The following is a 12,129-nucleotide window of genomic DNA, read 5'->3' as shown; positions in this document are numbered from 1 at the left end:
GCCGCGCGGATCCCGAGCCGCGTGGAGGATCCGGTGGGGCGCGAGACGCTGGGGCAGCACATGACACCGCAACCGGACACGACGGAGACCGAGCACCACCCCGGCATCCCGGTCGGGCTCTCCAGCGCATCGGTGTGGCCCCAGCCGGCCCGGGCCGCGTTCGAGATGGCCGCGGACCTGGGCTTCGACGGGGTCGAGGTGATGGTGTGGGCGGACGCGGTGAGCCAGGACGTCGCCGCGCTGCACCGGCTGTCCCGGGAGCACGGGGTGCCGATCCTGGCGGTGCACTCGCCGTGCCTGCTCATCACCCAGCGGGTGTGGTCGCCGGAGCCGGAGGAGCGGCTGCGCCGGGCCGTGATGGCCGCCGCGGACCTGGGCGCGTCGACGGTGGTGGTGCACCCCCCGTTCCGCTGGCAGCGCCGGTACGCGGAGGGCTTCTCGGAGCTCGTCGGCTCGTTGGAGGAGACCAGCGGGATCCGGGTCGCGGTGGAGAACATGTTCCCGATCCGCCCGCCGAACCGGCTGAACCGGCTGCGCGGCGGGAAGTCCGGCGGTCTGTCCGCGTTCACGCCGTCGCCGGACCCGACGGAGGTCGGCTACGGCAGCTACACGCTGGACCTGTCGCACGCGGCCGCGGCGCACGTGGACGCGATCGAGCTGTACAAGCGGATGCAGGACCGGCTGGCGCACGTGCACCTCGCCGACGGGACCGGGGCTCCCCGTGACGAACATCTCGTGCCGGGCCACGGCTCGCAGCCGTGCGCGGAGGTCTGCGAGCTGCTGGCGGCGGACGGCTTCGCCGGATCGGTGGTGCTGGAGGTGAACAGCCGCAAGGCGCGCAACCAGCAGGAACGGGCCGCGTTGCTGGCGGAGGCGCTGGTGTTCGCGCGGTTGCACCTGCAGGCGCCGGGTCGGCCGCGGGCGGGGTGAGCCCGGCCCCCCACCCGGTGATCAACTTCGGGGCGGGAACGTAGGATCATGGCATGAGTACGATTCGCGCCTCGCTCGCTCAGGAGCGACGCCGGCACTGCGCGGGTCGCGCGTGAACGACACCCCCTTCCTCGACACCCTCGCCGTCCGCCCGCTGGGCGACGGCACCTTCGTCGCCGACCTGCACCCGGACTGGTCCGTCGGGGACCGCCCGCACGGCGGCTACCTGCTGGCGCTGCTCAGCCGCGCCGCCGTCGGTGATGCGCAGCTGGAACCGCTGTCGGTCAGCGCGCAGTACCTGAACTCGCCGAAGGTGGGCCCGGTGCTGCTGCGGACCGAGCTGCTCAAGGCCGGGCGGACCGTCACCGTCGTCCGCGCCGTGCTGGAGCAGGCCGGGCAGCGGTGCGTGGACGCCACCATCACCCTCGGCCAGGTGCCCGACGAGCCGCCCAGCTGGTCGGACCTGCCGGACATGCCGGTGAACCCGCCCGCCGACGCGATCGACCTGGGCAGCACGGACGCGTCCTGGCCGGGTGGCCTGTCCAAGGCCTGCGACATGCGGCTCGACCCGCGCGGCGCCGGGTTCCTCCGCGGCAGCACCGAGGAGCCGCTGCGGCTGCGGTTGTGGGCGCGCCCGCACCAGGGGCAGCCGGACCTGCTGTTCGGGCTCGTCGCGGGCGATCTCACCATGCCGGTCACCTTCAACCTGGGCCGCTTCGGCTGGTCCCCGACGGTGCAGCTGACGGCGCTGCTGCGGGCCCGGCCCGCGAACGGCTGGCTGCGGCTGGTCGTGGAGTCCAAGGCCGTGCACGGGCAGTGGTTCGACGAGGACACCCTCGTCATCGACTCCACCGGCCGGCTGGTGTGCCAGGCCCGGCAGCTGGCGCTGAGCGCGCGGTAGCGGTTCCCGATCCCGGGCGGGCCGGTGCGGCTCGCCCGGTTCGGCCGGTGCGCGGGGTTAGGGTGGCGGCGGCTCCGGCCGCGATCGCCGCCGAGGGCCCGATCACCGCCGACACCAGGGAGACCGTCGTGCCGTCCGTGCGCATCCACCCCATCCAGCTCGACTTCGAGCACTCCGGCGGCGGCCAGGTGTGCAAGCTGTGCGGCGCCCGGGAGCAGTGGAGCGCGGCGGCGCAGCCGACGGTGCAGGGCCCGGCCTACGACCGCTCCCTGCACCTGTCCCACCTGGTCCGCGAACACCTCGACCAGGTGCAGGACACCTTCTCCAACGCCGAACGCGCCAAGGAGCAGCGGATCGACGACTCCGCGGCCGACGACGAGGACTCGTGACCGGGCGGGCGGCGGCTCCCGGGCCGCCGCCCGCGCGCGTCAGGCCTGTTCGAGGTCGAGGGCGCCGTCGGCGTGCTGCTTGCGGAGCCGCTTCTTGTCGTACTTGCCGACGCTGGTCTTCGGCGCCTCGGCCAGGAACGTCCAGTGCTCCGGCAGCTGCCACTTCGCGACCCGGTCGGACAGGAACGCGCGCAGCTCCGCCGCGTCGGCCGACGCGCCCTCGTGCAGCACCACGGCCGCGAGCGGGCGCTCGTCCCACTTCGGGTCCGGCACGCCGACCACCATCGCCTCGGCCACCGCCGGGTGCGCCACCAGGTGGTTCTCCAGCTCGACCGTCGAGATCCACTCGCCGCCGGACTTGATGACGTCCTTGGCGCGGTCGGTGAGCCGCAGGAAACCGTCCGCGGACAGGGTGCCGACGTCCTCGGTGCGCAGCCAGCCGTCGTGGAACTTCTCCACGTCCTCGCCGCCGTGGTACGAGGACGTGACCCACGGGCCGCGCACCTCCAGCTCGCCGACGCTCGTGCCGTCCCACGGCAGCTCCCGGCCGTCGTCGCCGATCAGCCGTGCCTCCACCGCCGCCGCCAACCGGCCCTGCGACTCCCGGTACGGCCACTGCGACTCGCCGACCGCCGACGCGGGCGGGCGGGCCACGCTGCCCAGCGGGGAGGTCTCGGTCATGCCCCACGCGTGCAGCACCGGGATGCCGTAGCGCTCCTGGAACGTCCGCATCAGCGCGGGCGGGCAGGCCGAGCCGCCCACCACGACCTCGCGCAGCGAGGAGATGTCCTTGGGGTGCGATTCCAGGTGCTGCAGCAGGCCCTGCCAGATCGTCGGCACCGCGGCCGCCATCGTCGGGCGCAGCGAGGAGATCATCGCGGCCAGCGGCTCGGCCTGCAGGAACCGGTCCGGCATGATCAGCGAGGCGCCGGACATCAGCGCCGCGTACGGCAGGCCCCAGGACATGGCGTGGAACATCGGGACGACCGCCAGGCCGCGGTCCGCCTGCGCCAGCGCCATCCCGTCCGACATGCACACCTGCATCGAGTGCAGCCAGATCGAGCGGTGCGAGTAGACGACGCCCTTCGGGTTCCCCGTGGTGCCGGACGTGTAGCACATCGCCGCCGCGGCGCGCTCGTCCTGCTCCGGCCACTCGAAGACCTCCGGGCGGCCGCGCAGCAGCTCCTCGTAGCTGTGCACCTGGACGCCGTCCGGGGCCGCCAGCGCCGCCGGGTCCCCGCCGCTGACCACGACGTGGCGCACCGTGCTCATCGCGGGCAGCACCTTCTGGAACAGCGGCAGCAGGCTCCCGTCCACGACGACGACGTGGTCCTCGGCGTGGTCGGCGATGTAGCTGACCTGCTCCGGGAACAACCGGATGTTCAGCGTGTGCAGCACCGCGCCCATCGCGGGCGCCGCCAGGTACACCTCGAGGTGCTCGGCGTTGTTCCACATGAACGTGGCGACGCGCTGGTCATCGGTGACGCCGAGGGAGCGCAGCCCGTGCGCGAGCTGGGCCGCGCGCCTGCCGACCTCGGCGTAGCTGCGGCGGCGCGGCTCGTCCCCGGTCCAGGTCACCACCTCCGAAGCACCGTGTACCCGGCTGCCGTGCTCGAGGATCCTGGCGATCGACAGCGGGCCGTCGTGCATCGTGCTCAGCATCGGGATCGGACCTCCTCGTCCGCGCGCTCGGCGCTCCGCAACATCGATGTCGTGGTTGCCGACACACTAACCGCGCAGGTGGCGCCTGGGGAGGGTCCTGCGCGGACGTTCTGGCACCCTGTTCCGCATGAATTCGATTGCCGTACTGGGCGCGGGCAAGATCGGCGAGTCGCTGCTGGCGGGGCTCCTGCAGGCGGGGCGGAACGCGGATGAGCTGATGTTCACCGAGCGCCACCCGGAACGGGCCGCGCAGCTGACCGCGGAGTACGGCATCGAGCACGTGGACGTCGCCACCGCGGTGCGCCGCGCCGACGTGCTCGTGGTGGCGGTGAAGCCGCAGGACATCGAGCCGCTGCTGGACCAGGTCGCGCCGCTGCTGGACGCGGCGACGCTGGTGGTCTCGCTGTGCGCCGGCCTGCCCACCAAGCTCTACGAGCGCAGGCTCGCCGAAGGCACCCCGGTGGTGCGGGTGATGCCGAACACCCCGATGGTCGTCGGCGAGGCGATGAGCGCCATCTCCGCCGGATCGCACGCGGGCGACGAGCACCTGGCCGTGGTGGAGGAACTGCTCAGCAGCGTCGGCAAGGTCGTCCGGGTCCCCGAGACCCAGCAGGACGCGGTGACCGCGCTGTCCGGTTCCGGGCCCGCCTACTTCTTCTACCTGGTCGAAGCGATGATCGACGCGGGCATCCTGCTCGGCATCCCGCGGGCCACCGCCGCCGACCTGATCGTGCAAGCCGCGGTGGGCGCCGCGACGATGCTGCGCGACGGCACGGAGGGCCACCCGACGATCCTCCGCGAGGCCGTGACCTCGCCCGCCGGGACCACCATCGCGGGCATCCGCGAGCTGGAGAAGCACGGTGTGCGGGCCGCCCTCATCGACGCCATCGAAGCCGCCAGGGACCGTTCGGTGGAACTGGGCCGCGCGCACGACTAAACCCCCGGTTCCCCCGCGCTGACAGGCGGAAACCGCTGAACCCGGGACGTTCGCGCATCGCAGGGATCCCAACCGTCCCGCTACTCTCGACGGAGCACGTGCGTGTGGAGTCCGTCGGAGGGGAAGCCGACGGCGCGCGCGAGCCGAAGGACTCGGTGAAGCATGTCTGCGAACTCGGAACCCAGCCAGCAAGCACCCCCGCAGGTGGGGAACGTGCAATTCCTCACCGTGGCCGAAGTGGCCAGGTTGATGCGGGTGTCGAAGATGACCGTCTACCGGCTGGTGCACGCCGGTGAGCTCCCCGCGGCACGCGTGGGGCGCTCCTTCCGCGTGGCGGAGAACGACGTGCACTCCTACCTGGAGAACGCCTACTACAACGCGGGATGAGCGCCGTCGTCCCCCGGGCGCGGCGGCGCCCGTCCGGGGGCGCCGGGCCGCCCTGACGGACCACTCCGTCAGGGGGTGACCGGTGGGCGGGTAGGCTGCGGGATCGATCGTGCCTGCTGCCGGTGCTCCCACCGGCGGTGCGCCAGGGGCAGCACCGGCACGAGAAGACGTTCGTACCAACGCCGACAGCGAAGGATTCCGCATGGGCTCGGTCATCAAGAAGCGCCGCAAGCGCATGTCCAAGAAGAAGCACCGCAAGCTTCTGCGCAGGACCCGCGTCCAGCGTCGCAAGTTGGGCAAGTAAGGGATCTGCCGGACTCCGGCCCGCGCCCACGCGGTGCGAGATCGGGAGTCTCGGATCTCGCGCCTTCGCCGCCGCCGACCACTTCGGGTCGGCGGCGGTCGTTTTGCCACCCCCTCCGCCCAGGTGGTCCGGGATCGTCCGGGTTGCCGACCGCACCGGCCGCTGGTGGGGTGCACGAGGACATCGCGGCGTCGCCCGCGCGAAACCGGAGCGGGTGACCGCGCTCGGTAGCATCGTGCGCGGAGCTCGCGCTCCGCGATCGCGGCCGGCTTCCGGTGGGCGGGCGCGAGCGAACCCCTCCGGCCGGACCTCTCGGGGAGAACCATGGTGCCGAACGTCGTGCTCGTGACGGGCGTGAGCAGCTTCTTGGGCGGGCACCTCGCCGCGCGGCTCGCCGCCAACCCCGACATCGAACGCGTGCTGGGCGTGGACACCGCGCCACCGCGTCCCGACCTGCGCCGCCGGATGGGGCGCACCGAGTTCGTGCGCGCCGACATCCGCAACCCGCTCATCGCGAAGGTCATCGCCGGTTCCGGCGTGGACACCGTGGTGCACGCGGCGGTGAACTCCCAGTCCGGTCCGGCGGGGCGGGCCGCGATGAAGGAGCTCAACGTCATCGGCACCATGCAGCTGCTGGCGGCCTGCCAGAAGGCCCCGGAGCTGCGCAGGCTGGTGGTCAAGTCGACCACCGCCGTCTACGGCGCCAGCCCGCGCGATCCCGCCGTGTTCTCCGAGGACATGGAGCCGAAGGACCTGCCCTCCTCCGGATACGCGAAGGACGCCGGGGAGATCGAGGGCTACGTGCGCGGTTTCGGCAGGCGCCGGCCCGACGTGGACATCACCACGCTGCGCTTCACCCACCTCATCGGTCCGCGCATCGACGCCGACCTCACCCGCTACTTCGCGCTGCCGCTGGTGCCGACCGTGCTCGGTTACGACGCCCGGATGCAGCTGCTGCACTCCGAGGACGCGCTGGCCGTGCTGGAGAAGGCCACCACCCGTGCGCTGCCCGGCGTGTACAACGCGGGCGGCGACGGGGTGCTGATGCTCTCGCAGGCGATCCGCCGCGCCGGGCGGGTCGCGGTGCCGATCCCGCGGGCCGGGGTGCCCGCGGTGAGCCGGTTCTTCCGCGGCGCGCGGCTGGTCGACTTCTCCCCGGAGCAGATGCGGTTCTTGAACTTCGGGCGCGTCGTGGACACCACGAGGCTGCGGGAGAGCTTCGGCTTCACCCCGCGCTGGACCACGCAGCAGGCGTTCGACGACTTCGTGCGCGGCCGCGACCTGCAACCGGTGATCGACCCGGAGCAGGTCGTGGCGTGGGAGCGCGGCGTCGGCGCCCTGCTCGCCCGACTGCGGTGACCTTGACCAGACTGCGGCAACCAGGAGGCCAGATGGCGGACGCCCGAGTGATCCCGCTGCACCCGGCGGACCAGCGTCCCGGCGGTGCGCGGCCCGGCCCCGCCCCGCTGCCCGAGCCGGAGGAGCGCGAGGACGGCTGGGAGGACGCGGTCGCCGACGCGCTGGCCTTCGCCCGCCGCAGGCTGCTCGGCGACTACCAGGTCGACGAGTTCGGCTTCGACGAGGACCTCACCGACCACCTGGTGGTGCCGCCGCTGCGGCCGCTGTACGAGAAGTGGTTCCGGGTCGAGGCGATCGGGCTGGAGAACGTCCCCGACTCGGGCGCGCTCGTGGTCGCGAACCACTCGGGCACGCTGCCGCTGGACGCGCTGATGACGACGGTCGCGCTGCGCGACCACCACGACCCGGGCAGGCACCTGCGGATGCTCGGCGCGGACCTGGTGTTCCGGCTGCCGATGGTCGGTTCGCTGGCGCGCAAGGCCGGGCACACCCTGGCGTGCAACCCGGACGCGGAGCGGCTGCTGCGGGCCGGTGAACTGGTCGGCGTGTGGCCGGAGGGCTTCAAGGGCGTCGGCAAGCCCTACCGGGACCGGTACAAGCTGCAGCGCTTCGGCCGCGGCGGGTTCGTGTCGGCGGCGATGCGCACCGGGGTGCCGATCGTGCCTTGCTCGATCGTGGGGGCCGAGGAGATCTACCCGAAGCTCGGCGACATCCGGCCGCTGGCCAGGCTGCTGGGGCTGCCGTACTTCCCGGTGACGCCGCTGTTCCCGCACTTCGGGCTGCTGGGCGCGGTGCCGCTGCCGTCGAAGTGGTACATCGAGTTCGGCGAGCCGGTGGAGACCGCCTCCTACGGGGAGGGGGCCGCCGACGACCCGATGGTCGTGTTCAGCCTCAGCGACCAGGTCCGTGAGATCATCCAGCAGACCCTCTACCGCCTGCTGGCCGGCCGCCAGAACGTCTTCCTGGGGTGAGCCGCCGGGCCGGCCGCCCCGTCAGGAGCGGTCGCGACGCCGGTAGGCGAGGCCCGCCGCGATGGCGCCCGCGACCGCGCTGGCGCCGAGCATCGACTGCGCGCCGATGCGGGCGGCCTTGCGCCCGGTGCGGAAGTCGCGGATCTCCCAGCCCCGGGACCGGGCGATGTCCCGCAGCCGCTGGTCCGGGTTGACCGCCACCGCGGTGCCCACCGCGGACAGCATCGGCACGTCGTTCGCCGAGTCCGAGTACGCGGTGCAGCGGCGCAGGTCCAGGCCCTCGCTGGCGGCCAGCGCGCGCACCGCGTGCGCCTTCGCCCGCCCGTGCAGCATCTCGCCGACCAGCCGCCCCGTGTAGACGCCGTCCACGTGCCCGGCCACGGTGCCCAGCGCACCGGTCAACCCGAGCCGCCGGGCGATGATCTGCGCCAGCTCCACCGGGGTCGCGGTCACCAGCCACACCCGCTGACCGGCGTCGAGGTGCATCTGGGCGAGGGCGCGGGTGCCCGCCCAGATGCGGTCGGACATCAGCTCGTCGTAGATCTCCTCGCTGAGCTCCACGAGCTCGGCGACCTTGCGCCCGGCGACGAACGACAGCGCCTGCTCCCGGCTGGCCTGCACGTCGTCGGCGTTCTCCCGGCCGCCGACGCGGAACTTCAGCTGCTGCCACGCGAACCCGGCGAGGTCGGAGGCGGTGAAAAACTTGCGGGCCGCCATGCCGCGGGCGAAGTGGAACAGCGAGGCGCCCATCATCATCGTGTTGTCCACGTCGAAGAAGGCGGCGGCGGTGAGGTCCGGCGGCGCGGTCAGCGACCCGCCCGGTTCCGCTCCCGCCACGGCCGCTTCGGCCGAGGCGCGGCCGGCGACCTTCGCGCTGTCGAACGAGCCCTCGGCGGGGTCCAGCGCGGACGGGGTCTCGCGCGGCTCGCCGTCCGGCGGGCCGAGCCGCGGCTCGGCCGCGTCCTCGCCCCCGGCCTCCCGGTCGTGGCGCGCCGAGCCGCCGCGCCGTCGGCCGTCGTGGCCTGGGCCTTCGGCTGGGCCTGGACTTGTCGGCACCGCCGCGCCTCCCGGTCTTGCTCCGGCTGGATGTTGCTCGGGTTCGGGTCCTGGCGTACCAGGGTCGCTGAGCGGGGCGTTCCCGCCGGTGCGGCGACCCGGCCCAGCAAGGCCTCCAGCTTAGAGGCTCCCGCCCGGCGCGTTGGCGCGGTCCGCGCTGATCGGCCGGGACCGGCTTCGATCGGCCCGGGTCAGCGCAGGTCGTCGGGCAGCAGCTGGCCGAGGCGCCGCACGGCGCGGTGCTGCAGCGCTTTGACGGCGCCTTCGCCGCGCTGCATGCGCTGGGCGGTCTCGGTGACCGACAGGCCCTGCATGAACCGCAGCCGGATGCATTCGCGCTGGTCCGGGTTGAGCTGCCGCACGCAGCGCAGCAGCTCCTGCTGGGTGGCGGCGTCGAGCACGTGCTGCTCCGGGCCGCCGTGGTGCTGCGTTCGGTGCTGGGCGTCGGGGAGCTCGGGGATCGGCACTTCCAGCCGGGTCCGGCTGGACTTCACGTGGTCGAGCACCAGGTTCTTCGCGATGGTGATGAACCAGGCGGCGACGTCCCGGCCCTGGTAGCTGACGGTGGCGATGCGCCGCAGCGCCCGCAGGAAGGTCTCGCTGGTGATGTCCTCGGCGAGGCAGTGGTCGCTGACCCGGAACAGCACGTAGCGGTACACGACGGGCGAGTACTCGTCGTAGAGCCTGCCGAACGCGTCGAGGTCGCCGTTCTGCGCCGCGCTCACGTGCCGCCAGCTCTCGCCGGGCACGGGCGCCTCGGGCGCGGGCCGCGGTTCGGCGCGGGGGTGCGCGGGGCGGTGCGGCAGGTGCGCGGGCCGGGAGGGAGCCGGATGGACGGGGATGGGCAGCGTGCTGAGCATTGTCTCGACCGACCTCCTGCCGTGGTGGTGACCCGTTCGCGGTGCTGCGCGAGCCGCGGATCACCGGGGGCGTGCTGGTCTGGTGCTGTGAAGTGGAACCAGGTGGTTCCGCCGGAGCATACGTGTTGTTACTCATAAGTAGGTAGTGCTCCGAGGTTTCGGATTCATCGCGGTTGCCCCGCCGCCCTCCGACGCGGTTGAGTGATGTCGAACACCCCCGGCCGCGGACGCGCCGCGGGGACGGCGATGGAGGTGCGCCATGTCGACCGAAGCGTGCCCACCCCCGGTCACCGGCCGGACCGGCGCCACCGCGCCCGACGTCAACCTGGCCGACCTCGTGCGCGCCGCCGCCGAGCGCGGACCCGGCCACCCCGCGCTGATCGACCTCGCCGGGCACCGGATGAGCTGGTCCGAGCTGGACGCCGCCTGCACCGGTTACGGGTGGCGGCTGCGGGAGGCCGGCGTGCGGCCCGGGGACCGGGTGGCGCTGGCGCTGCCCACCGGGTTCGAGTTCTGCGTCGCGCTGTTCGCCGCGTTCCGGGCCGGCGCCGTCGCCGTGCCGCTGCCGCCCTCGGCGCCCGCGCCGGAGCTGCGCCGCGTCCTCGACGACAGCGGCGCCGCGCTGCTCGTCCGCGGCGGTGCTCCGGCGGGCACCGCCGTCCGCGACCTCGGCGGCATCGCCGAGCTCGACCCGCCGACCGGCGAGGAGCGCGCCGAGCAGGAGCTGCCGCGGGAACCCGCCGACCTCGCCGTGCTCTGCTACACCTCCGGCACCTCCGGGCCGGCGCGCGGCGCGATGCTGCCGCACGCGGCGCTGCTGGCGAACGTGCACCAGTGCGGGCGGCTGCGCCCGATGCCGGTCAACGCCGCCGATCGGGTGCTGCTCGCGCTGCCGATGTACCACGCCTTCGGCCTCGGCCCCGGCATGCTGCAGGTCGCCGCCGTCGGTGCCACCGCCGTGCTGCTGCCGCGCTTCGACGCCGAGGAGGCGCTGACCGCGATCTCGCGGCACCGGGTCACCGGTGTGGTGGGCGTGCCGCCGATGTACCGCGAGTGGCTGCGGCTGGAACCCCACCGGCTCCGCGAGGGCCTGTCCACGGTGCGGCTGCTGACTTCCGGCGCGGCCCCGCTGGGCGCCGACGTGGCGAGCGCGGTGCGCTCCGCGACCGGGCTGGACGTGTTCGAGGGCTACGGCCTCACCGAGACCGGGCCGGTGCTGACCACCACGCTCGCCGGGGGCCGGGCCAAACCGGGATCGGTGGGCCGCGCGCTGCCGGGCGTGCAGCTGCGGCTCGTGGACACCGACGGCTCCCCGATCGACGAGGCCGACGGCGACACCGGCCGGGTGTCGGTGCGCGGGGCGAACCTGTTCCGCGGCTACTGGCCGGACGCGGCGCACGGACCGGACCAGGACGGCTGGTTCCGCACCGGCGACGTCGGCTACTTCGACGCCGACGGCGACCTGCACCTGGTGGACCGCGCCACCGACCTGATCATCGTGAACGGCTTCAACGTGTACCCGCGGGAGGTGGAGGCGGTGCTCGCCGAACTGCCCGGCGTCGTCGAATCCGCCGTGGTCGGCGTGCCCGACGAGGCGCGCGGCGAGGCGGTCCGGGCCGTCGTCGTCGCCGGCCCCGGAACCGAGCTCACCGAGGACTCGGTGCGGGCGCACTGCGCGGCCCGGCTCGCCAAGTTCAAGGTCCCCGTCGAGGTCGGCTTCGCCACCGAGCTCCCGCACTCGCCGACCGGCAAGATCGCCCGCCGCACGCTCCGCACCCCGCCGGCCTGACCGGTCCCGCTACCTTGGGGGCAGGTCCGCTGGAGGAGGTCGGAAGTGCCGGGAACCGGGGAATCGGGGCAGCACGCGGTGACGCTGCTGGTGCGCGAGCAGTGCCACCTGTGCGACGAGGCGCTCGCCGCCGTCCGCGAGGTGTGCGCCGAGCTCGACGTGCCGTGGGCGACCGAGGACGTGGACGCCGACCCCGAGCAGCGCGCCGAGTACGGCGACCGGGTGCCGGTCGTCCTGGTGGACGGCGTCGAGCACGGTTACTGGAAGGTCGAACCCGCCCGGCTCCGCGCCGCGCTCAGCCGCTGACCCGCCGTGCACCGGCCCGGTGCCGGCCGGTGTGTCGTTTCGCACCGGGCGGCGGGCCGGGAGGTCGCCTGCGCGGCGGAAAACGCATCGGAAGCCGCGCGATGACACCGATATCGTCGCTCTGACCAGCCGTTTTGGCTGGCGGGGGGCGCATCCGACATCATGGTGCGGGGTGGTCCGGCGGCCGCTGGTGCGGACGTCGGGGAACTTTGTGCATGTCTTCACAAATGGCTACGGTGGAGTTCGAGCCGTGTCATCGAGGTCGGCGGTTCGCACCC

Annotated in this window: 13 protein-coding genes; 10 read left to right on the top strand and 3 right to left on the bottom strand. The window is 73.5% G+C overall.

What is annotated here, in order from left to right; all coding sequences use genetic code 11:
• Positions 1–60 precede the first annotated feature (60 nt).
• The 3 genes from H1226_RS26510 to H1226_RS26500 all read left to right on the top strand — a co-directional run bounded on the left by H1226_RS26510 (position 61) and on the right by H1226_RS26500 (position 2,220).
• Positions 61–930, top strand: a complete 870-nt coding sequence (locus H1226_RS26510) for a sugar phosphate isomerase/epimerase family protein (RefSeq protein WP_258349507.1) — start codon at positions 61–63, stop codon at positions 928–930.
• A gap of 112 nt (positions 931–1,042) precedes the next feature.
• Positions 1,043–1,831 (top strand): thioesterase family protein, encoded by a 789-nt coding sequence (locus H1226_RS26505; RefSeq protein WP_258343882.1) that lies wholly within the window; start codon positions 1,043–1,045, stop codon positions 1,829–1,831.
• Positions 1,832–1,893: 62 nt separating this feature from the next.
• Positions 1,894–2,220 (top strand): hypothetical protein, encoded by a 327-nt coding sequence (locus H1226_RS26500; RefSeq protein WP_258343880.1) that lies wholly within the window; start codon positions 1,894–1,896, stop codon positions 2,218–2,220.
• A gap of 39 nt (positions 2,221–2,259) precedes the next feature.
• On the opposite strand, the gene H1226_RS26495 is transcribed toward H1226_RS26500, so the two are convergent.
• Positions 2,260–3,882: a long-chain fatty acid--CoA ligase gene (locus tag H1226_RS26495; RefSeq protein WP_258343879.1), complete on the bottom strand. Its 1,623-nt coding sequence runs from the start codon at positions 3,880–3,882 to the stop codon at positions 2,260–2,262.
• 127 nt (positions 3,883–4,009) lie between these two features.
• Between H1226_RS26495 and proC the strand changes: the two genes are divergently transcribed.
• The 5 genes from proC to H1226_RS26470 all read left to right on the top strand — a co-directional run bounded on the left by proC (position 4,010) and on the right by H1226_RS26470 (position 7,840).
• Positions 4,010–4,819 carry a pyrroline-5-carboxylate reductase gene (gene proC / locus H1226_RS26490; RefSeq protein ID WP_258343877.1) on the top strand — a complete coding sequence of 270 codons (810 nt, stop codon included), beginning with the start codon at positions 4,010–4,012 and terminating at the stop codon, positions 4,817–4,819.
• A 162-nt stretch (positions 4,820–4,981) separates the two neighbouring features.
• The gene (locus H1226_RS26485) at positions 4,982–5,206 is read left to right on the top strand and encodes a helix-turn-helix domain-containing protein (RefSeq protein ID WP_224962037.1); all 225 of its coding nucleotides are present in this window, start codon (positions 4,982–4,984) and stop codon (positions 5,204–5,206) included.
• A gap of 202 nt (positions 5,207–5,408) precedes the next feature.
• Positions 5,409–5,510: a 30S ribosomal protein bS22 gene (locus tag H1226_RS26480; protein WP_003402602.1), complete on the top strand. Its 102-nt coding sequence runs from the start codon at positions 5,409–5,411 to the stop codon at positions 5,508–5,510.
• 324 nt (positions 5,511–5,834) lie between these two features.
• A complete protein-coding gene (locus H1226_RS26475) occupies positions 5,835–6,869 on the top strand; it encodes an NAD-dependent epimerase/dehydratase family protein (protein ID WP_224962039.1) in 1,035 nt (344 codons plus the stop codon).
• A gap of 32 nt (positions 6,870–6,901) precedes the next feature.
• On the top strand, positions 6,902–7,840 hold the full coding sequence (locus H1226_RS26470) for a lysophospholipid acyltransferase family protein (protein WP_224962041.1): 939 nt from the start codon (positions 6,902–6,904) through the stop codon (positions 7,838–7,840).
• A gap of 21 nt (positions 7,841–7,861) precedes the next feature.
• Here the strand turns inward: H1226_RS26470 and H1226_RS26465 are convergent, their stop codons facing one another.
• Positions 7,862–8,743, bottom strand: coding sequence for an HAD family hydrolase (locus H1226_RS26465; RefSeq protein WP_224962043.1), 882 nt, complete (start codon positions 8,741–8,743; stop codon positions 7,862–7,864).
• Between the two features lie 344 nt (positions 8,744–9,087).
• A complete protein-coding gene (locus H1226_RS26460) occupies positions 9,088–9,756 on the bottom strand; it encodes a sigma-70 family RNA polymerase sigma factor (protein ID WP_258343868.1) in 669 nt (222 codons plus the stop codon).
• A 259-nt stretch (positions 9,757–10,015) separates the two neighbouring features.
• Between H1226_RS26460 and H1226_RS26455 the strand changes: the two genes are divergently transcribed.
• A complete protein-coding gene (locus H1226_RS26455; protein WP_258343866.1) occupies positions 10,016–11,545 on the top strand; it encodes an AMP-binding protein in 1,530 nt (509 codons plus the stop codon).
• Between the two features lie 45 nt (positions 11,546–11,590).
• A complete protein-coding gene (locus tag H1226_RS26450; RefSeq protein ID WP_258343863.1) occupies positions 11,591–11,851 on the top strand; it encodes a glutaredoxin family protein in 261 nt (86 codons plus the stop codon).
• Positions 11,852–12,129 lie beyond the last annotated feature (278 nt).

This window comes from Saccharopolyspora gregorii (genome assembly GCF_024734405.1).
In the GTDB taxonomy this organism is placed as follows: domain Bacteria; phylum Actinomycetota; class Actinomycetes; order Mycobacteriales; family Pseudonocardiaceae; genus Saccharopolyspora_C; species Saccharopolyspora_C gregorii.
Note: the sequence above shows the minus strand (reverse complement) of the source record. Positions and strands in the feature narration are given on the sequence as shown.